Raw genomic sequence first — 19,674 nt, 5'->3', positions numbered from 1 at the left:
ATCCCGGTCCGACCGGAACCGCTCCGTCTCCGGAGCAACCCTTCAAACTTACTCCAACATCCCGTTCGTGTCCAATCGTGTGGACCCGCCCGATTTGCCGGGAGTTCGCGAGAGGGGTTCGCAGGGGCTCGCCCTGCGAGAGACAACATTAGCAGTCCCGGAGACCGCCCTGACCACGTTCCGAGTAACAACTGGGTCTTCCCGGAACCAGGAACCCCCAAACACGAGGACGCGGGGTCAACCACTCCCCGCGTCCTCACCGTGCCACGGTCAGCGTCAGCCCGCCGGCAGCGCGTCCAGCTGGGCGGTCAGCCGGGCGATGTCCTGCTCGGCCTGGTCGGCACGTGCCCTGACCTTGCGCACCACGTCCTGGGGGGCCTTCGCCATGAACTGCTCGTTCCCGAGCTTGGCCGCGACCTGCGCCGCCTCCTTGCGCGCCACCGCGAGGTCCTTCTCCAGGCGCTTGCGCTCTGCGGCCACGTCGATGGTCCCCGCCGTGTCGATCTCCACGACGATCCCGCCCACATCCAGGCGGGCGGTCGCCGAGAACGACTCCGACGGCGCATCCAGCCGGAGCAGCGCCCGGATCGCGCTCTCGTGCGGAGCCAGGGCCGTGCCCTCCAGCGAGAGACGCGCGGCGACCCGCTGGCCGGGCTTGAGACCCTGGTCCGAGCGGAATCTGCGGACCTCGGTGACCAGTCCCTGGAGCGCGAGGATCTCCTCCTCGGCCGAGGGGTCGCGCAGAGGGTCCTGGACCGTGGGCCACGGTGCGACCACGATGCTCTCCCCACCCGTGACCGCCCGCCACAACTCCTCGGTGACGAACGGGACCAGCGGGTGGAGCAGGCGCAGCAACGAGTCGAAGACGTGCCCGAGGACCAGCCGGGTGTGCTCCTGACCGGCCGCGAGCTGGATCTTGGCGAGCTCCACGTACCAGTCGCAGACCTCGTCCCACGCGAAGTGGTAGAGCAGGTCCGAGACCTTGGCGAACTCGAACTCCTCGAACGCCTCGTCCACCGCCGCCGTGATCGTCTGTAGACGGGAGAGGATCCACCGGTCCGCCGCGGTGAGCTCCTCCACGGGGAGCTCGCCGACCGCGGCTCCGTTCATGAGGGCGAAGCGGGTCGCGTTCCAGATCTTGTTGCAGAAGTTCCGGGAGCCGCCCGCCCACTCGTCGCTGATCGCCACGTCGGACCCCGGGTTGGAGCCGCGCAGCAGCGTGAAGCGGGTGGCGTCGGCGCCGAAGCGCTCCACCCAGTCCATCGGGTCCACGACGTTCCCGAAGGACTTGGACATCTTCTTGCCGAACTGGTCGCGGACCATGCCGTGCAGCGCGACGGTCCGGAACGGCGGCCGGCCGTCCATGGCGTACAGGCCGAACATCATCATCCGGGCGACCCAGAAGAACAGGATGTCGTAGCCCGTCACCAGGACCGAGGTCGGGTAGAACTTCTCCAGCTCGGGCGTGCGCTCCGGCCAGCCCAGGGTCGAGAAGGGCCACAGCCCCGAGGAGAACCACGTGTCGAGGACGTCGGGGTCCTGGACGTAGCCCTCGGGCGCCTCCTCGTCCGGGCCCACGCAGACGACCTCGCCGTCCGGGCCGTACCAGACGGGGATGCGGTGTCCCCACCACAGCTGCCGCGAGATGCACCAGTCGTGCATGTCGTCGACCCAGTCGAAGTAGCGCTTGGCCAGCTCCGGCGGGTGGATCTTCGTCCGGCCGTCCCGGACCGCGTCACCGGCGGCCTTGGCCAGCGGCGAGACGTTCACGAACCACTGGAGCGAGAGGCGGGGCTCGACCACGGTCTTGCAGCGCGAGCAGTGGCCGACCGAGTGGAGGTAGGGGCGCTTCTCCGCGACGATCCGGCCCTGCTCCCGCAGGGCGGCGACCACCGCGGGGCGGGCCTCGAACCGGTCGAGCCCCTCGAACGGGCCGTGCGCGGTGATCACTCCGCGCTCGTCCATGATCGTCATGGAGGGCAGCGAGTGCCGCCGGCCGATCTCGAAGTCGTTCGGGTCGTGGGCGGGGGTGACCTTGACCGCGCCGGTGCCGAAAGCGGGGTCGACGTGCTCGTCCGCCACGACCGGGATGCGCCGGCCGGTCAGCGGGAGCTCCACCTCGCGCCCGACCAGGTGGGCGTAGCGCTCGTCGGACGGGTGCACCGCCACGGCGGTGTCGCCGAGCAGCGTCTCCGCCCGCGTGGTGGCGACCACGATGGAGTCCTCGCCGTCGCCGTACCGGATCGAGACGAGCTCGCCCTCGTCCTCGCTGTGCTCGACCTCGATGTCCGACAGAGCGGTCAGGCAGCGCGGGCACCAGTTGATGATGCGTTCGGCCCGGTAGATGAGCCCGTCGTCGAAGAGCCGCTTGAAGATCGTCTGAACGGCGCGGGAGAGTCCGGGGTCCATGGTGAAGCGCTCGCGCGACCAGTCGACGCCGTCGCCGAGCTTCCTCATCTGGCCGAGGATCCGGCCGCCGGACTCCTCCTTCCACTGCCAGACCCGCTCGACGAACGCCTCGCGTCCCAGGTCGTGGCGGGAGAGCCCGTCCTTGGCGATCTCGCGCTCGACGACGTTCTGGGTGGCGATGCCGGCGTGGTCCATGCCTGGCAGCCAGAGCGTCTCGTGGCCGCGCATGCGGGCGCGGCGGGTCAGCGCGTCCTGGATCGAGTGGTCGAGCGCGTGCCCCATGTGCAGGACACCGGTCACGTTCGGCGGCGGCAGGACGATGGTGTACGGCTCGCGCTCGCTGCTCGGGTCCGCGGCGAAGTATCCCCCCGATACCCAGCGCTCGTAGCTCCGGGTCTCCACATCGGCGGGCGTGTACTGGGTAGGCAGCTCTGGCGTCGTCACGGTGCCCAATTCTAGGGACGTCCGGACGGGCGCCGTCCCATCGCCCGGTCCGTTGCGCGTCGCCGGTCGATCCGCCGGGGTGGCCCGCGCCGGTTCCGGGCGGGTCCCCCGCTGCCGGAAGGGGCCGCCTCTCGCGGGCGCACCGGACACGGCGGCGCCCCCGCGGAGTGTCCGGGGGGGCGCCGGCCGTACGGGGTCGGGCCGGGTCTAGGCCGACTTCTCGCGCGGGGTCCGCTGCTTGTTGAGCTGGTCGCGCGGGACGAGCGTCGGATTGACGTGCTCGAGCACCGACTCGCGGGTGATGACGACGCGGGCCACGTCCTCGCGGGAGGGCACCTCGTACATCACCGAGAGCAGGACCTCCTCGAGGATGGCCCGCAGACCGCGGGCGCCGGTGCCGCGCAGGATCGCCTGGTCGGCGATGGCCTCCAGCGCGTCGGCCGTGAACTCCAGCTCGACGTTGTCGAGCTCGAAGAGGCGGCGGTACTGCTTGACGAGGGCGTTGCGCGGCTCGGTGAGAATCTGGATGAGCGCCGCGCGGTCGAGGTTGTGCACGCTCGTGATGACCGGCAGACGGCCGACGAACTCGGGGATCATGCCGAACTTCAGCAGGTCCTCGGGCATCACGTCGCCGAAGATGTCGGAGGTGTCGATGTCCTCCTTGGACCGGATGATGGCGTTGAAGCCGATGCCCTTCTTGCCGATCCGGGACTCGATGATCTTCTCCAGGCCCGCGAAGGCGCCACCGCAGATGAACAGCACGTTGGTGGTGTCGATCTGGATGAACTCCTGGTGCGGGTGCTTGCGCCCGCCCTGCGGCGGCACGCTCGCCGTGGTGCCCTCCAGTATCTTCAGCAGGGCCTGCTGCACGCCCTCGCCGGAGACGTCCCTGGTGATCGACGGGTTCTCGCTCTTTCGGGCGATCTTGTCGACCTCGTCGATGTAGATGATGCCGGTCTCGGCCTTCTTGACGTCGTAGTCGGCGGCCTGGATCAGCTTGAGCAGGATGTTCTCGACGTCCTCGCCCACGTAGCCCGCCTCCGTCAGCGCGGTGGCGTCGGCGATGGCGAACGGCACGTTCAGCATCTTCGCCAGCGTCTGGGCGAGCAGTGTCTTGCCGGAACCGGTCGGGCCCAGGAGCAGGATGTTCGACTTGGCCAGCTCGAGGCCGTCGTCACGCCCGCGCTCTCCGGACTGCACCCGCTTGTAGTGGTTGTAGACCGCCACGGACAGGGCCTTCTTCGCCTTGTCCTGCCCGATGACGTAGGCGTCGAGGAACTCGTAGATCTCCCTCGGCTTGGGCAGGCTGTCCCACTTGAGCTCGGAGGACTCGCTGAGCTCCTCCTCGATGATCTCGTTGCAGAGATCGATGCACTCATCGCAGATGTATACGCCGGGTCCGGCGATGAGCTTCTTGACTTGCTTCTGGCTCTTCCCGCAGAAAGAGCACTTCAGCAGGTCTCCCCCGTCGCCGATGCGTGCCACCCCTGATACTCCTTTGCGTGGGACCGCTCTGGCTGCCGCGGTCCGTCTTCTTTCGAGACCGGTCCAGCCCGGTACGAAGAGTCATCCCGCTCAGGTTTCGACGTTACCGTCTCCCGAGCCCTCAGTGAGCCCCCTGGCGGCGAGTCGCACCGGAAGGTGCCCAATTGGGCACCGTTCCGATGCAATCTACCTCCCTCAGGAGGCGACGGCCTTGGCGAGCTTCTTACGCGACGGGATGATGTCGTCGATCAGCCCGTACGCCTTGGCTTCCTCGGCGTCCAGGATCTTGTCGCGCTCGATGTCCTTGCGGACCTGCTCGGGGGAGCGCCCCGAGTGCTTGCCCACGATCGACTCCAGGAGAGCGCGCATCCGCAGGATCTCGCGCGCCTGGATCTCGATGTCGCTGCCCTGGCCGCCGCCCTCGGTGGAGGGCTGGTGGATGAGCATGCGGGCGTTCGGCAGGGCGAACCGCTTGCCCGGCGTGCCGCCGGCCAGCAGGACCGCCGCGGCCGAGGCCGCCTGGCCCAGGCAGACCGTCTGGATGTCCGGCCGGACGAACTGCATCGTGTCGTAGATCGCCGTCATGGCGGTGAACGAGCCGCCCGGCGAGTTGATGTAGATGCTGATGTCACGGTCGGGATCGAGCGACTCCAGCGTCAGCAGCTGCGCCATGACGTCGTTGGCGGAGGCGTCGTCGATCTGCACGCCGAGGAAGATGATGCGGTCCTCGAACAGCTTGTTGTACGGGTTCATCTCCTTGACGCCGTACGACGTGCGCTCGACGAAGGAGGGGAGAACGTAGCGGCCGTTGATGTCTCCCGGCCGGATCAACTCACTCACGTTGTGTCCTCCTTAGGAGACGGCGCCCTCGGAGGGCACCTGGCGGGCGCTCCGGACGACGTGGTCGATGAAGCCGTAGTCCTTGGCCTCCTCGGCCGTGAACCAGCGGTCGCGGTCGGAGTCCGCCTCGATCTGCGCCAGCTCCTGGCCGGTGTGGTAGGCGATGCGCTCGGCAAGGGTCTTCTTGACGTAGAGCATCTGCTCGGCCTGGATGGCGATGTCGGCGGCGGTGCCGCCGATGCCGCCGGACGGCTGGTGCATCATGATGCGGGCGTGCGGCAGGGCGTAGCGCTTGCCCCGCGCTCCGGCGCAGAGGAGGAACTGGCCCATGGAGGCGGCCAGACCCATCGCGACCGTGCACACGTCGTTCGGCACGTATTCCATCATGTCGTAAATCGCCATGCCGGCGGTCACCGACCCGCCAGGCGAGTTGATGTAGAGCCAGATGTCCCGGTCGGCGTCGTCCGCCGCCAGCAGGAGCAGCTCGGCACAGATTCGGTTGGCGATCTCGTCGTTGACCTGGGTGCCCAGCACGATGATGCGCTCGCGCAGCAGCCGCTGGTAGAGCTGGTCTTCGAGCCTGAACGAGGCGTTCGGCTGGCTCATGGACTCGGGCCCGGAGCCGGTCGGCTGGTAGAAGGTCGGCGGGCTGGTCACAGCGTCACCTTCCGATGCGTCGTAATCGATTGGCTTTGCTTGTGACCTTAACGCGCGGTGCCCACCGGACATGCCCCCTCCACGTGCTGTTCGCCGACAGCGCATGTCGGGCGGGCCGCTCCGCGGGCCCGCCGGGGGGGCGGTACGGCGGCGCCGTGGAAGGGCGCGCAAGGCCACAGAGGGCTCAGAAGGCCCATGAGGCCGTGGAAGGCCCCGGCCGTCGGGCGGGGCCTTCCACGGGAAAACGCACCGCCCCCCGCTGTGCGGCGCACGGCGGGGGGCGGTACGGGTGACGTCTTCCTGCGGGGCCGCGAGGGCTACTCCGCGGCCTTCTCCTCGGCCGCGGGCTCCTCGGCGGCCTCCTCACCGTTGATCTCGGTGTAGAGGGCCTTGAGGTCCACCTCGTTGCCCGCCTCGTCGACGACCTTCGCGGCGTCGCCGATGACGGTCTTGGCCTTGTCGCGGACGATCTCGACCATGGCCAGGGTGAGCTGGTCGTTGTCGGCCAGGTGCTGGGCCAGCACGTTCGGGGCGACGTTCATCTGCATGGCGCGCCGCACCACGAAGTTGGTCAGCTCCTGCTCGCTGACACCGAGCTCCTCGGCCTTGACGATCTTGTCGAGGACGAAGCCGGTCTTGAGCGCCTTGGCCGAGCTCTTCTCGATCTCGGCCTCGCGCTCCTCCTCGGTGGTCTGGTAGAGGCGGAAGAACGCCTCCTTGCTCAGGCCGCTCTCGGCGATCTGGTGCTCGAGGTTGTGCTTGCGGCTGTCGATCTCGACCTTGAGCGCGCTCTCCGGGAGCGGGATGTCGATCTTGTCCAGCAGGGCGTCGAGGGCGTTCTCGCGGGCCTGCACGACCTGGTCGATGACCTTGTTGCGGCGGATCTGGCCGCGCAGGCTCTCCTTGAGCTCGTCGAGCGTGTCGAACTCGCTCGCCAGCTGCGCGAACTCGTCGTCGAGCTCGGGGAGGACCTTCTCCTTGACGCTCTTGATGGTGATGGTCACCACGGCCTCCTCGCCGGCGTTCTCGCCGCCGACCAGGTTGGTGGTGAACTCCTTGACGTCACCGGCGGACATGCCGGCCAGGGCGTCGTCCAGGCCCTGCAGCACCGAGCCGGCGCCGACCTCGTAGGAGACGTCGTTGGCCTGCTGCTCCTCGATGTTCACGCCGTCGATCGCGGCGGCGAGGTCCATGACGACGAAGTCGCCGCTCGCCGCGGGCCGCTCGACACCGGTCAGCGTCGCGAAACGCTGGCGCAGGGCGTTCAGCTGGGTGTCGATGTCCTCGTCGGTCACCTCGGCGACCGGGACGGTGACCTCGAGGCCCTGGTAGTCGGGCACCTCGAAGTTCGGGCGGATGTCCACCTCGGCGGTGAACTCGACCTGCTCGCCGTCCTCGATCTTGGTGACTTCGATCTCCGGCTGGCTGACCGGGAAGATGTCGCTCTCGTCGACGGCCTGGCCGTACAGCTTCGGCACCGCGTCGTTGAGGGTCTCCTCCAGCACCACCGCGCGGCCGAAGCGCTGCTCGATGATACGGGCCGGAACCTTGCCGGGGCGGAAGCCGGGGACGCGCACCTGCTGCGCGACCTTCTTGTACGCCGCCTGCATGCTCTCGCCGAGCTCCTCGAACGGCACCTCGACAGTGAGCTTGACCCGGGTCGGGCTGAGCTCCTCGACAGCGGTCTTCACGGGGTGGTCTCCTTGATCAAGCTTCGAGTGATCGCGGGCGCGCCAATTCGTACGGCTACCGCGGCAAGCTCGCGCGCCGCGCCCACATGAGCGGCACCGGACCCTGCCGTCAGGGCATGCACTGTCGGGGCATGCGCGAGCGCGGCGGGTGTCCAGCGCCACAGGTCAGTCTAGGGCAGACCCGCACCGCGCAGCGAACGGCGCGGATCAGATCTCCTTGATGACACGCTTGAGGAGGTCGACCGTCTCGTCCGGCGTGGTGCTCACCGCGCAAAGGCGCTCCATGACCGCGCCGTAGCGGTCGACGTCCTCGCGCTTGTCGAGGTAGAGCGCGCTGGCGAGCTGCTCGACGTAGACGACGTCGGGGAGCTCCTCGTCGTGGAAGCGCAGGATGCTGAAGGCGCCGCCCTCCGCGCTGTGCCCGCCGTAGCTGAAGGGCATCACCTGGATCGTGATGTCGGGCCGGTGCATCAGATCCATCAGGTGCTCCAGCTGCGCCCGCATCACCTCGGCCCCGCCGATGGGGCGCCGCAGCGCCGCCTCGTCGATGACCGCCCAGAGGAACGGCCCGTCGGACCGCTCCAGCACGTGCTGGCGCTCCATGCGCAGGTCCACGCGGCGCGCGATCTCCTCGGGAGCGATCCCCGCGCTCCCGGCGGTGATCACGGCCCGGGCGTACTCCCTGGTCTGGAGCAGCCCCGGCACGAACTGCACCTCGTAGGTCCGGATCCGGGAGGCCGCCTCCTCCAGGCCCACGTAGGTCTGGAACCAGCCGGGCAGCAGGTCGTTGAAGCGGTGCCACCATCCGGGCTCGTTCGCTCTGGCAAGCAGGTCCATCACGGCCGCCCTCGCCTCCTCGTCCTCCACGCCGTAGAAGGTGAGCAGGTCGGCGACGTCGCGCTCCCTGAGGCCGACCCGGCCGAGCTCCATCCGGCTGATCTTGGATTCGGAGCCGCGGATCAGGTGACCGGCCTCCTCCCGCGTGAGGCCTCTGGCCTCGCGGAGCCGGCGCAGTTGTGAGCCCAGGAGGATGCGCAGCGCTGTGGGACCCGACCCCTGCTGGATCTGCGTCACTTCGCCTCCCTATTCACTTCGACCGGCGCACACAGTGTCACGACTTCCGGCCGCCGTGACAAGGGCTCGTCTCCGTGTCCTATCGGGCCGTCCCCGACCGTAAACGCCCATGCCGCTGCACGCTGCAACTGCACGTGCATTCAGCTCTTGCAGGGGGCGTCTCCGTGACCCATGATGGCTTGGTGCATATTGGGCTTATAGTGCACAAGCTTTGAAAGTTCGCAACCGCACGGAGAGCTCACGATGACAGCGGGAAGCACGGGCAGGATGGTGGAGGAGCCGAAGTCGGCCGCCGGTTTCCTGCAGGCGACCCGCGGGATCGGTTTCGACGAGCTTCTGGAGGCCGGCCGGTCGGACGCCACGGCCTGCCCGCTCCCCCGCCAGGCGGACTCGGTCAAGACGGCCCGGGACGTGACCCGCTCCACGCTGGACGACTGGGGCCTGTCCGAGTTCAGCGATGACGCCGCGTTAGTGGTTTCGGAACTGGTGACCAACGCGGTGCGCTACTCCCTGTGCCCGCCCAGCCAGGACGAGACCGCGCCGATCACCCTGATGCTGTTGCGGATCGCCCCGCACGTGCTCCTCGCCGTGGCCGACCCGAGCGACACCCCGCCCACTCCCAAGGAGCCCGACTTCACCTCGGAGAACGGCCGGGGGCTCTACATCGTGGAGACCTACAGCCGCTCCTGGGGCTGGGACCACCTGAACCGGGGCGGCAAGGCCGTCTGGGCCCTCTTCGGCGACTCCGACTGACCTCCCGGCGCGGAGCGCGGCTCGGCCCTGTCCATCGCGGTCCATCGCGGTCCGTCGCGGTCCATCGCGGGCGTTCACACGCCGGCACGCTCCGGTACGGCTTCATACGCGTTCATACGCGGGCGCGGCGGAGCCGGTGGGGATCCGGAGAAGCCGGGAGCACGTGCGGGCGGGAGCCGGCCCGACGGCTTCCGGTTCCGCCACGCCGGAGCCGGGCTCCGATCGTGTCGGGGTGACAGGATTTGAACCTGCGGCCCCCTGCTCCCAAAGCAGGTGCGCTACCAAGCTGCGCCACACCCCGTGACGTCGGGTACGCGCACGCTCCGGATCTCCGGTACGATTACGCCCTGACGACCGGATGAAGTCTAGACCAGACAAACACCGGATCGCGCGGACGTAGCTCAATGGTAGAGCCCCAGTCTTCCAAACTGGCTACGCGGGTTCGATTCCCGTCGTCCGCTCGCATGACGAAGGGCCAGGTCACCGGTCATCCGGTGACCTGGCCCTCCGGCTTTCAGGAGCCGGGCCCCGATCGTGCCGGGGCGGCGGGATCCGGACCCGCGGCTCACCGCCCCGGCCGTCCCCAGGTCTGCTCCGCGGCGATCACCCGGGCCGCTTCGGCGGCGGTCGCGTCGCGGACCGTCAGGAAGTCGTCCTCCTCGTCGAGGACGGTCACGACCGCGGAGACCGGTGCCCGCCCCCGGGAGACGTCCCGCCGATCGGCGATGGGATCATCGCTCCCGCCGCACGGGTCCGCCTGCCACTGCCGCACGCGACCGGTCAGCCCGGGAGCCGCCGTCCATGGAGCGGCCAGATCCCGCCTGGGGATCGAGAAGGTGGGCGCTCCGCCGGGATTGAGCTCCCCGGCGATCCGCAGCCGCACCCTGCGCTCAGCGTCCTTCCGGCGTCGGTACGGATCATCGGCCGCACCCGCGGCCGGTCCGCTCCCACCGGGCGACGCGGCGGGCCGGGGGCGCAGCGTCGGCCAGTCCGCGGAGGGGCGGTACGGTGACGGCTCGGGCGGGGGCCGCCTTCCCTCCCACGAATCCGGCCGGGCGTGGAGGACCGGGTCGAAGACGTCCCGGATCGGCCAGAAACGCAGCAGCACGTGCTCGGTGCGCGGGTCCTCCCAGAACTCGTGGTCTCTGTCGCGCGCGGACGGGACCCGGTGGGCGCGCAGGCCGTACAGGAAGTGCGACGGCCCCAGCACGAGCCGGTCGAAGGAGCGGTTCCCCTCTTGGGACAGCTCCACGATCCCCGTCCCGCTGAGGTAGGCGACCTCTCCGGCCTCGACCCACGGGGCGCCGGCGGGCGGTGGTTCGGCGTCCCAGCTCTCCATCCGGACGTCGGCGCCGCCGTAGGAGACGTCGCATCCGACGCGGACCCAGCTCGACTGGGTCTCCAGGCGGCCGTCATGCGTCCACGCACCGTCCAGGGACAGCCACGGATCTCCCAGCTCGAAGCACCCGTGCTCCACCCGGAACGTCTCCTGGAACCTCCGGAGCACCTCGGCCACGCGTCCTCCTCCTTCCGGGATCCACCACGGGACTGCAGACGGTAACCGCTCCGGCCGACAAAACCCGATCTTCCCCCGCGGCGCCCGCCCTCGTGCCCCGTCCCGGCGCGGGGCCGCCCTCCCGTGCGGCTCCGCCGCCGCTCGGCTGGATTAGCCGCTCGCAGGGCCCCTCAGCCACTCCTTGAAGCGGAGGTCCTCGACGAACGCGCTGTCCGGCACCTCCTCCGCAGCGCACATCTCGACCATCTCCTCGGGCGCCACCCGCTCCGGCAGGCGCCGCCAGTCCCTGGCCCCGCGGCCCTCGGGGTCTGCATGCTCCATCACCGTCTCCCCAGGGGACCGTCACCTTCAGGCGACGGGGGAATCGGGAGCGGGAGGGCCGCCAAGGCCCGAGCGTGCAGTGACCCGCTTGGTCTGCGCATCAGAGATCTCCGTTCGTCGAATATCAGATGGGCGACACAGCGATAATGATCGCGTGACTCGTCAGGTACGCGCTTCTCCCGGTGCGGCGTACGACCTCGGGTACTACGGGGCGTGGTGCCCGGAGTATCGCCGCCCGGTCCTCGGCGGCCGGGTGAAGGACCGCCCGGAGGAGTCGATCCGTACCAAGGCCGACGAGCACGGCTGGGAGATCGCGGCGCTTGAGGTGATGCCGGACCACGTGCACCTGCTCGTCAATCCCCACCCGAAGAACCCGCCGTCGTATGTGGCCGACCAGTTCAAGGGCTTCACCTCCCACCACCTGTGCGCAGAGTTCGGCCACCTGCGCTCCCAGTTGCCCACGCTGTGGTCGCGGTCCTCCTTCGTGGCCACGGTCGGCGCGGTGTCGGACGAGACGGTGCAGCGCTCCATCGAGACGCGGTACGAGCGGCCCGAAGGCGGTGGCCGTGCGTAGGTCGTTCACGTTCCTGCTCCGCCCCACGAGCAAGCAGGCGGCGTCGCTCGCGGCGTGCCTGGAGGACCACCGCGCGCTGTACAACGCCGCCCTGGAGCACCGCCGCACCGCCTACGCGAAGGCGGGTGTGAGCGTCCGGTACGGCGACCAGTCGGCCGAGTTGAAGCACATCCGTGCCGATGATCTGGACGGTCAGGGGCGGTGGTCGTTCTCCTCCCAGCAGGCCACCCTGCGCCGGCTGGATGCGGCGTTTCGCGCGTTCTTCGCGCGCGTCAAGGCCGGGCGCACGCCGGGCTTCCCCCGGTTCAAGGGGCGCGGCCGGTTCGACACCGTCACCTGGCCCAAGGACGGCGACGGCTGCCGGTGGGACTCCCAGCCCGGCCACCCCACCGCCGCCTACGTCCGGCTGCAGGGCGTCGGGCACGTGCGCGTGCACCGGCACCGGCCCGTGCGCGGCCGGGTCAAGACGATCGCCGTCAAGCGCGAGGGCTCCCGCTGGTACGTGATCCTGTCGTGCGACGACGTGCCCGCCGAACCCCTGCCCGCCACCGGAGCGGTCGCCGGGATCGACATGGGCGTCGCCTCCCTGATCACCACCTCCGACGGCGAGCACATCGGCAACCCGCGTCACCTGGCCGCCTCCGCCGACCGCCTCGCAAACGCGCAGCGCGACCTCGCCCGCAAGAAGCGAGGGTCCGAGCGCCGCCGCAAGGCCGTGGCCAGGGTCGCGGCCTTGCACGCCAAGGTGCGCAGGCAACGCCTGGACTACGCCCACAAGGCCGCGCTCGCCCTGGTCCGCGGCCACGACGTGATCGTGCACGAGGACCTGCGGATCGCGAACATGACGCGGTCGGCGTCCGGCACCCTCGAAGCACCCGGGCGCAACGTCGCCGCCAAGTCCGGGCTCAACCGTTCGATCCTCGATGCGGGCTGGGGGGTGTTCCTGACGGTCCTCGCGCACAAGGCTGAAAGCGCCGGTCGCGAACTGATCGCGGTGAACCCCGCCGACACCTCCCGCACGTGCGCTGAATGCGGGCACGTCGCAAAGGAGAACCGCCTCACCCGGGCCGTGTTCCGGTGCACGGCGTGCGGGCATGCCGCCCACGCCGACGTCAACGCGGCGATCAACACCTTGAGGGCAGGGCTTGCCCTTCGCGAGGCTGCGCAAGCGGCCTAGCGAGAAGCCGCTTCCTTTAGGGAGCGGAGGAGTCACGTCCTCACCGTACGCCCGGGAGGCGGGAGCCGCCAGGCACACGCCCCGGGCGGCGGAAGGAAGGGCAGGAAGGACGACAGAAGGGATGAAGGGGAAAGCCCATGGACCACGGGCGGTGAGCTGGACGACACTGTGGGCAGTCAACCCTGGAGGCGATCGATGACCGAGGCCACCCGTGTGCTGCTCGACGAGTCCCGCATCCCGCGCGCCTGGTACAACGTCCTGGCCGACCTGCCGGCTCCGCCCCCGCCGCCCCTCCACCCCGGCACCCGGCAGCCGGTCGGCCCCGACGACCTGGCGCCGCTCTTCCCCGACGAGCTGATCGGCCAGGAGGTGAGCACCGAGCGGTTCGTCCCGATCCCGGACAGCGTCCGGGACGTCTACCGGCTCTGGCGGCCGACTCCGCTCATCCGCGCCCGGCGGCTCGAGCGCGCGCTCGGCACCCCGGCCCGCATCTACTACAAGTACGAGGGCGGCTCGCCCGCCGGCTCCCACAAGCCGAACACCGCCGTCCCCCAGGCCTATTACAACGCCCGTCAGGGCGTGCGCAAGCTCACCACCGAGACCGGCGCCGGGCAGTGGGGGTCGTCGCTGGCCTTCGCCTGCGCGCAGTACGGACTGGAGTGCGAGGTGTGGATGGTCCGGGCCTCCTACGACCAGAAACCCCACCGCCGCTCGCTCATGCGGGTGTACGGCGCCACCGTGCACGCCAGCCCGTCCCCGGTGACCGTCTCGGGCAGCAAGGTCCTGGCCGAGGACCCGGACTCGCCGGGCAGCCTGGGCATCGCCATCAGCGAGGCCGTCGAGACCGCCGCGGCCGATCCCGGCACCCGCTACGCGCTCGGTAGCGTGCTCAACCACGTGCTGCTCCACCAGACGGTCATCGGGGAGGAGGCGATCGAGCAGCTGGCGGCCTTCGGCGAGGTGCCCGACCTGGTCGTCGGCTGCACCGGCGGCGGGTCCAACTTCGGCGGGCTCGTCTTCCCCTTCGTCAGGGAGAAGCTCGCCGGGCGGATGAACCCGGTGATCCGGGCGGTGGAGCCCGAGGCCTGCCCGTCGCTCACCCGGGGCGTCTACGCCTACGACTTCGGCGACTCCGCGGGGCTCACCCCCCTGATGAAGATGCACACGCTCGGCCACGGCTTCGTGCCCGGCCCCATCCACGCCGGCGGCCTGCGTTACCACGGCATGTCCCCGCTGATCTCGCACATGTACGAGCTGGGCATGTTCGAGGCGGTGGCCAAGGGCCAGACCGAGTGCTTCGAGGCGGGGCTGCGCTTCGCCCGGACCGAGGGCATCGTCCCGGCCCCCGAGCCGACCCACGCGCTGGCCGAGACCATCGCCGAGGCGCTGCGCTGCCGTGAGACCGGCGAGCCGAAGGTCATCCTGACCGCGCTCTGCGGGCACGGGCACTTCGACCTGAACGCCTACGACCGCTACCTGGCCGGGCAGATGGAGGACTTCGCGCTGCCCCAGGAGCGCATCGACACGGCCCTGGAGGGCCTGCCCCTCCCCTGACACCGGGCACGACACCGACAGAAAAGGACACGGCGCAGGGAGCCCACAAAGATCAGGACATCCGCCGAATTATCCGGTAAAGATGGGACTCCAACGTAGATCGTTCTTTACGCTTGGCGTGCAGCGATCGACCGGACTGGAGGATCACGTGACGGAGTTCGACGGCGTCGTCGTCGGCGGCGGGCACAACGGGCTCACCTGCGCCGCCTATCTCGCCAAGGCCGGCCTGTCCGTCGCGGTCGTCGAACGCAACGAGGTGGCCGGCGGCGGGTGCTCCACCCAGGAGCTCACGCTCCCGGGCTTCCGGCACAACACCCACAGCAACTACCACTTCCTGGCGGAGGGGCCCGTCCCCGCCGACCTGGAACTCCACCGGTACGGCCTGCGCTACGTCTATCCCGAGGTCCAGCACGCCACCGTCTTCCGGGACGGGCGCGCGATCACGGTCTACACCGACGCCGAGCGGACCGCCGAGTCCTTCGCCCGCTTCTCCAAGACCGACGCCGACCGCTGGCGGGAGCTGCACGCCCGCTACGCCGAGGCGGCCCGGGAGCTGATGAACGGCTTCCTCTACTCCCGCCCGCTCCCGCCCCAGGCCCTCGCCGAGCGGCTCAGGGGCGACCTCGGCCGTGACCTGCTCGGCTACGTGCCGCTCTCCCTCTACGAGGCCGTGGACCGCAACTTCGAGAGCGAGCAGGTGCGGGTGCTGTTCAAGTCCTTCCTGCACGCGATCTCCATCGAGAACGTCCCGGGCACCGGCGGGTTCTTCCCCCGACTGCTCTCGCGCATCGCCCGGCTCGGCCTGCCCGTGGGCGGCGCGGCCAACGTGGCGCACGCGCTGCGGAAGGTGGTCGAGGAGCACGGCGGCACGGTGGTCACCGGCGGGCACGTCGAGCGGATCCTGGTGGACGACGGCCGGGTCACCGGCGTCCGGCTGGCCGGCGGCGAGATCCTGACCGCGCGGCGGTTCGTGGCCAGCGCGGTGGACGCCCCGCAGACGGTACGGCTGGCGGGCCCGGAGAACTTCGGCGCGGAGATCGCGGCCAAGGTCGAGCGGTACAAGTGGGCCGGGCACAGCCTGGTCTCCCTCCACCTGGCGCTGGAGGAGGCCCCGCGCTATCGGGCGGCGGAGTTCGAGCCGGACGTCGACCGGGCCTTCCTGTTCGTGATCGGCGCCGACGACAGCGAGCAGCTCGGCCGTGTCTTCGACCGGATCCACGAGGGCCGGCTCCCCGACCGGATGGCGGGCAACGGCGCCTGCCCCACGCTGTTCGACCCGTCCTACGCGCCGGACGGCAAGCACGTGGCGTTCTGGTGGCCGTGGGCCCCCTACGACCTCGGCGGCGACGCGGCCAACTGGGACCGGCTGCAGGAGGAGGTCGGCGAGCGGCTGCTGGCCGAGTGGGCGGAGTACGCGCCCAACCTGCGCGGGCGCGCCGTACTGGGCCGGCGGGTGTTCTCCCCGCTCGACATCGAGCGGCACTGCGTCAACATGGTCCGCGGCAGCCATCACGTCGGCGCGTACGAGCCGTCCCAGCTGGGCGGCAACCGGCCGGTGCCCGAGCTGGGCCAGTACCGCACCCCGGTCACCGGCCTCTACCTCTGCGGCGCCAGCAGCCATCCCGGCGGCTCGGTCTCCGCGGCCCCCGGCTACAACGGCGCGAACGCCATCGCCGCCGACCTCGGCATCACCCCGTGGTGGACGCCCGTCCCCGAGCCCCGGTGGGACGGATGAGCGACGGCACCCCGGTGGAGGCGGCGCGCTCCCGGCTCGTGACCAGGTCCCCCGGGACGGGCGGGGCCCGGGTGGGCAGCCCGGCCTCCATGCACGAGCGGTTCTCGCTGCTCAACGCCGCGAGCAAGCGGATCGGCACCACCCTGGACATGTTCGAGACGGGCCGGGAGCTGATGGAGGTCGTGGTGCCGCGCTTCGCCGACGCGGCCGGCATCCTGGTCCAGGACCGGCTCGTCACCGAGGGCGAGTTCCCGCACCGGAGCACCGACGGCTCGGCGCTGGTGCGCCGCATCGCGGTCGGCGTGGCCGCCGACACGCCGGGCGAGTACGCCCGGGCGTTCCCGGTGGACGAGGTGACCGTCTACGAGGACTGGACGCCGTACGCCCGGGTGATGGAGACCGGCAAGCCGATCCTCTACCCCCGGCTGGGCAGCCGCACCGCGCGGGAGATCGGCCGCTCCTGGCAACGCGACTCGGTGACCAGGGTCCTGGAGAACAGCTCGTTCCTGGTCGTGCCGCTGAAGGCGCGCGGCCGGGTGCTGGGCTTCGTCGTCTTCACCCGGCGGCCGGAGAGCGCCCCCTTCGAGGAGCAGGACATCGCCCTCGGCGAGGAACTCGCCGCCAGGACCGCGATCTGCCTGGACAACGCGCGGCTCTACGGCCACGAGCGCCGTACCGCTCTGACCCTGCAGAGCAGCCTGCTCCCGGCGGAGCTCTACCAGCCGCTGGGGCTGTCGATCGCCTCCCGGTACCTGCCGGCGAGCGACCTGGTCGGCGTCGGCGGTGACTGGTACGACGTGATCCCGCTGCCGGGCTGCCGGGTCGCCCTCGTGGTCGGCGACGTGATGGGGCACGGCACGCGGGCCGCCGCCACGATGGGCCAGCTCCGGGTGGCCGCCCGCACGCTGGCCAGTCTCGACCTGAGTCCCGGCGAGGTGCTGTTCCGGCTCAACCGGATGAGCCAGGACCTGGACCCCAGCCAGATCGCCACGTGCGTCTACGCCGTCTACGACCCGGTGACCCGGCTCTGCACGATCGCCCGTGCCGGGCACGTCCCGCCGATCGTGATCCACCCGGACGGCGGCGCCGAGGTCGTCGAGGTGCCCGCCGGGCTCCCGCTCGGCATCGGCAACGACCCGGTCGAGACGGTCTCGCTCACCCTCCCGCCCGGCGGGCTGCTCGCCCTCTACACCGACGGGCTGGTGGAGAGCCGCGAGCGCGACATCGACGAGGGCATCGGCGCGCTGAGCGGGCTGCTCGCCGAGCGGGGGGCGCGGCCGGACGAGAGCCTCGACGACCTCTGCGACCTGACGATCGGCATGCAGCGCCCCGGGCACGAGCGTGACGACACCGCGCTCCTGCTGGCCCGGGTGCACGAGCTGTCCGAGAACGAGGTCGCCGTGCTGGCGCTGCCCGCGGACACCCGCTCGGCGGCCAGGGCCCGCGCCTTCGTCCGGGACACGCTCTCCGGCTGGGGGCTGGACGGCGCGGTCGACGCCACGGAGCTCATGGTCAGCGAGCTGGTCACCAACGCGGTCCGGCACGGCGAGGGCTCGGTCGGGCTGCGCCTGCTGCGCGGGCCGACGCTGGTCTGCGAGGTGGCCGACCGCTCCTTCGCGCTGCCGGTCGTGCGCGAGGCCTCGGGCACCGACGACAGCGGCCGGGGCCTCGCGCTCATCCGCTGGATGTCCCACCGGTGGGGCACCCGCCTGACGCCGCAGGGCAAGATCGTCTGGGTGGAGCAGAAGCTGCCGGGGAGCTCGGAGGACTGAGTCCTCGGCAGGCCGCCGGCGCCCCCGGCCCTCCGCCGCGTCCCCCCGGGTGTCTCCCCCGGGGAGCCCGGGCGCTCCGTCCTCGGGGTCCTCCCGGGGGTCCTGCTCCGGCGGGCCCGCCGTCCGGTCCCCGTCTCCCGCCCGGAGGCCGGGCCGCGCCGCCGCGGGCCGTCCGGTCATGTCCAACAGGCGCACTGACTACTGGCCGTCGGCGGGTTACGGTCGAATCGATGATTCGGGAGGGCAGCACATGACCATCGACATCCGGGAGGCCTACCGCCGGGCGCTGGAGGACTTCGGCGCTCTCGTCCACCGGATCGCACCCGGCCAGTGGGAGAACCCGACACCCTGCGCGGACTGGGACGTGCGCACCCTGGTCAACCACGTGGTCAACGAGAGCCTGTGCGTTCCCGGGCTGCTCGCCGGGCGCAGCGCCGCCGAGGTCGGCCCCGCCTTCGAGGGCGACCTGCTCGGCGACGATCCGCTGAAGGCGTTCGACGCCTCGGTCTCGGCCGCGACCGCCGCGGCCGGCGACGACGGGGCCCTGACCCGCGTCGTCCGCCTGCCGTTCGGCGACGTGCCCGGCGCCGAGTACATCACCGAGCTGTTCGCCGACGCCCTCATCCACACCTGGGACCTGGCGCGCGCCATCGGCGCGGACGAGCGGCTCGACCCCGAGCTGGTCGAGGCCTGCGCGGCCTGGTTCGCCGGCGCCGAGGACGGCTACCGGCAGGCGGGGGTGATCGGGGATCCGCACCCGGCGCCGGACGGCACGGACCTCCAGGCCCGGCTGCTGGCCGCCTGGGGGCGCGACGGCTGACGGCCCGCAGCTCCGGCCCGCAGCTCTGGCCCGCGCTACCGCGCGGCGGGCCGCTTGCCGTGGTTGGCCTTCCGCTTCTTCCTCGCCCGCGCCTTGCGCGCCCGTCTGGCCATGCCTAGCCCTCCTCCGTCCGTGGAACCGGGTCCGGCCTCCACCGTCCCCCGGGAGCGCGCGCCGTACAAGGCCCAAGTCGCGGCCCTCCGCACGCGGGCGCCTAGAGTCCCCGGCATGAGCTCTCAGCTGATGGACCGCTGGCGGGCCCTGGTGGGCCCCGAGGCCGACCGGCTCGGCCTGGACCTGGTCTCCCGGTACGGCGAGCCGCACCGCAGATACCACACGACCGCCCATCTGGAGGCGGTGCTGGGCCACGTCGACGCGCTGGCCGGGCACGCCGGCGACCCCGATCTGGTACGGCTCGCCGCCTGGTTCCACGACGCCGTCTACGACCCCCACCGCGGCGACAACGAGGAGCGCAGCGCCCGGATGGCCGAACGGGCCCTGCCCGAGCTGGGCCTGCCGCCCGCGGCGGTGGCGACGGTGGCGAGGCTGGTCCGGCTCACCGTCACCCACGACCCCGCCCCCGGCGACGCCGACGGGGCCGTGCTGTGCGACGCCGACCTGGCGATCCTGGCCGCGCCGCCGGAGGTCTACGCCGCCTACGCGGCGGCCGTGCGCGAGGAGTACGGCTTCGTCCCCGACGAGGCGTTCCGGGCCGGGCGGGCACGGGTGCTGCGTTCGCTGCTGGACCTCCCGGTGATCTTCAGGGTCGCCGGCGCCGGCTGGGAGGAGGCCGCCCGGGCGAACCTCGGCGCGGAACTCGACCGACTGTGAGCGACATCCCGCATGAACGAA

17 protein-coding genes and 2 tRNA genes are annotated in these 19,674 nt (G+C 70.9%); 9 read left to right on the top strand and 10 right to left on the bottom strand.

The window, feature by feature from the left end:
* Positions 1 to 276 precede the first annotated feature (276 nt).
* From ACFOWE_RS30130 to ACFOWE_RS30105, 6 genes are all read right to left on the bottom strand, one after another.
* Complete coding sequence (locus tag ACFOWE_RS30130) at positions 277 to 2,862, bottom strand: valine--tRNA ligase (RefSeq protein WP_377293811.1); 2,586 nt, start codon at positions 2,860 to 2,862, stop codon at positions 277 to 279.
* Positions 2,863 to 3,060: 198 nt separating this feature from the next.
* A complete protein-coding gene (clpX, locus tag ACFOWE_RS30125; RefSeq protein WP_377293809.1) occupies positions 3,061 to 4,338 on the bottom strand; it encodes an ATP-dependent Clp protease ATP-binding subunit ClpX in 1,278 nt (425 codons plus the stop codon).
* Between the two features lie 195 nt (positions 4,339 to 4,533).
* A complete protein-coding gene (locus tag ACFOWE_RS30120) occupies positions 4,534 to 5,178 on the bottom strand; it encodes an ATP-dependent Clp protease proteolytic subunit (protein ID WP_377293807.1) in 645 nt (214 codons plus the stop codon).
* Between the two features lie 12 nt (positions 5,179 to 5,190).
* A complete protein-coding gene (locus tag ACFOWE_RS30115) occupies positions 5,191 to 5,835 on the bottom strand; it encodes a ClpP family protease (RefSeq protein WP_377293805.1) in 645 nt (214 codons plus the stop codon).
* A gap of 317 nt (positions 5,836 to 6,152) precedes the next feature.
* On the bottom strand, positions 6,153 to 7,526 hold the full coding sequence (tig, locus tag ACFOWE_RS30110) for a trigger factor (RefSeq protein ID WP_377293803.1): 1,374 nt from the start codon (positions 7,524 to 7,526) through the stop codon (positions 6,153 to 6,155).
* 207 nt (positions 7,527 to 7,733) lie between these two features.
* A complete protein-coding gene (locus ACFOWE_RS30105) occupies positions 7,734 to 8,600 on the bottom strand; it encodes a helix-turn-helix domain-containing protein (RefSeq protein WP_377293801.1) in 867 nt (288 codons plus the stop codon).
* 243 nt (positions 8,601 to 8,843) lie between these two features.
* Here ACFOWE_RS30105 and ACFOWE_RS30100 point away from each other — a divergent pair, with 243 nt between their 5' ends.
* Positions 8,844 to 9,353, top strand: a complete 510-nt coding sequence (locus ACFOWE_RS30100; RefSeq protein WP_377293799.1) for an ATP-binding protein — start codon at positions 8,844 to 8,846, stop codon at positions 9,351 to 9,353.
* Positions 9,354 to 9,580: 227 nt separating this feature from the next.
* On the opposite strand, the gene ACFOWE_RS30095 is transcribed toward ACFOWE_RS30100, so the two are convergent.
* Positions 9,581 to 9,654: transfer RNA gene (locus ACFOWE_RS30095), tRNA-Pro, on the bottom strand.
* Between the two features lie 89 nt (positions 9,655 to 9,743).
* Between ACFOWE_RS30095 and ACFOWE_RS30090 the strand changes: the two genes are divergently transcribed.
* Positions 9,744 to 9,814, top strand: a tRNA-Gly gene (locus ACFOWE_RS30090).
* 104 nt (positions 9,815 to 9,918) lie between these two features.
* Here the strand turns inward: ACFOWE_RS30090 and ACFOWE_RS30085 are convergent.
* Together ACFOWE_RS30085 and ACFOWE_RS30080 are read right to left on the bottom strand one after the other, a co-directional pair.
* Positions 9,919 to 10,869 carry a hypothetical protein gene (locus ACFOWE_RS30085; protein ID WP_377293797.1) on the bottom strand — a complete coding sequence of 317 codons (951 nt, stop codon included), beginning with the start codon at positions 10,867 to 10,869 and terminating at the stop codon, positions 9,919 to 9,921.
* A gap of 150 nt (positions 10,870 to 11,019) precedes the next feature.
* A complete protein-coding gene (locus tag ACFOWE_RS30080) occupies positions 11,020 to 11,190 on the bottom strand; it encodes a hypothetical protein (protein WP_377293795.1) in 171 nt (56 codons plus the stop codon).
* 154 nt (positions 11,191 to 11,344) lie between these two features.
* Here ACFOWE_RS30080 and tnpA point away from each other — a divergent pair, with 154 nt between their 5' ends.
* From tnpA to ACFOWE_RS30050, 6 genes are all read left to right on the top strand, one after another.
* Positions 11,345 to 11,764: an IS200/IS605 family transposase gene (gene tnpA / locus ACFOWE_RS30075; protein WP_377293793.1), complete on the top strand. Its 420-nt coding sequence runs from the start codon at positions 11,345 to 11,347 to the stop codon at positions 11,762 to 11,764.
* Entirely contained in the window at positions 11,757 to 12,941 is a 1,185-nt protein-coding gene (locus ACFOWE_RS30070; RefSeq protein WP_377293791.1) for an RNA-guided endonuclease InsQ/TnpB family protein, read from the top strand. Before tnpA ends, ACFOWE_RS30070 begins: the two co-directional genes overlap by 8 nt.
* 195 nt (positions 12,942 to 13,136) lie before the next feature.
* On the top strand, positions 13,137 to 14,495 hold the full coding sequence (locus tag ACFOWE_RS30065; protein WP_377293789.1) for a TrpB-like pyridoxal phosphate-dependent enzyme: 1,359 nt from the start codon (positions 13,137 to 13,139) through the stop codon (positions 14,493 to 14,495).
* A 148-nt stretch (positions 14,496 to 14,643) separates the two neighbouring features.
* Positions 14,644 to 16,230 (top strand): phytoene desaturase family protein, encoded by a 1,587-nt coding sequence (locus ACFOWE_RS30060; protein WP_377293787.1) that lies wholly within the window; start codon positions 14,644 to 14,646, stop codon positions 16,228 to 16,230.
* Positions 16,227 to 18,002, top strand: a complete 1,776-nt coding sequence (locus ACFOWE_RS30055) for an ATP-binding SpoIIE family protein phosphatase (protein ID WP_377293785.1) — start codon at positions 16,227 to 16,229, stop codon at positions 18,000 to 18,002. The genes ACFOWE_RS30060 and ACFOWE_RS30055 overlap by 4 nt, the downstream gene beginning before the upstream one ends.
* Before the next feature lie 250 nt (positions 18,003 to 18,252).
* Positions 18,253 to 18,822, top strand: a complete 570-nt coding sequence (locus tag ACFOWE_RS30050) for a TIGR03086 family metal-binding protein (RefSeq protein WP_377293783.1) — start codon at positions 18,253 to 18,255, stop codon at positions 18,820 to 18,822.
* A gap of 35 nt (positions 18,823 to 18,857) precedes the next feature.
* Here the strand turns inward: ACFOWE_RS30050 and ACFOWE_RS30045 are convergent, their stop codons facing one another.
* Complete coding sequence (locus ACFOWE_RS30045; RefSeq protein ID WP_373293985.1) at positions 18,858 to 18,935, bottom strand: 50S ribosomal protein bL37; 78 nt, start codon at positions 18,933 to 18,935, stop codon at positions 18,858 to 18,860.
* Between the two features lie 115 nt (positions 18,936 to 19,050).
* Between ACFOWE_RS30045 and ACFOWE_RS30040 the strand changes: the two genes are divergently transcribed.
* The gene (locus ACFOWE_RS30040; RefSeq protein WP_377293781.1) at positions 19,051 to 19,653 is read left to right on the top strand and encodes an HD domain-containing protein; all 603 of its coding nucleotides are present in this window, start codon (positions 19,051 to 19,053) and stop codon (positions 19,651 to 19,653) included.
* Positions 19,654 to 19,674 lie beyond the last annotated feature (21 nt).

Origin of the sequence: Planomonospora corallina, assembly GCF_042650625.1 — a bacterium.
Taxonomy (GTDB): domain Bacteria; phylum Actinomycetota; class Actinomycetes; order Streptosporangiales; family Streptosporangiaceae; genus Planomonospora_B; species Planomonospora_B corallina.
The sequence above is the reverse complement of the archived record's forward strand: the minus strand, read 5'-3'. Positions and strand labels throughout refer to the sequence as shown.

What these genes read in the sequence shown, in the direction of transcription:
- ACFOWE_RS30100 (WP_377293799.1), top strand. Translation starts at nt 8,844, where the DNA reads ATGACAGCGGGAAGCACGGGCAGGATGGTGGAGGAGCCGAAGTCGGCC.
- ACFOWE_RS30080 (WP_377293795.1), bottom strand. Translation starts at nt 11,190, where the DNA reads ATGGAGCATGCAGACCCCGAGGGCCGCGGGGCCAGGGACTGGCGGCGC.
- ACFOWE_RS30065 (WP_377293789.1), top strand. Translation starts at nt 13,137, where the DNA reads ATGACCGAGGCCACCCGTGTGCTGCTCGACGAGTCCCGCATCCCGCGC.
- ACFOWE_RS30055 (WP_377293785.1), top strand. Translation starts at nt 16,227, where the DNA reads ATGAGCGACGGCACCCCGGTGGAGGCGGCGCGCTCCCGGCTCGTGACC.
- ACFOWE_RS30050 (WP_377293783.1), top strand. Translation starts at nt 18,253, where the DNA reads ATGACCATCGACATCCGGGAGGCCTACCGCCGGGCGCTGGAGGACTTC.
- ACFOWE_RS30045 (WP_373293985.1), bottom strand. Translation starts at nt 18,935, where the DNA reads ATGGCCAGACGGGCGCGCAAGGCGCGGGCGAGGAAGAAGCGGAAGGCC.
- ACFOWE_RS30040 (WP_377293781.1), top strand. Translation starts at nt 19,051, where the DNA reads ATGAGCTCTCAGCTGATGGACCGCTGGCGGGCCCTGGTGGGCCCCGAG.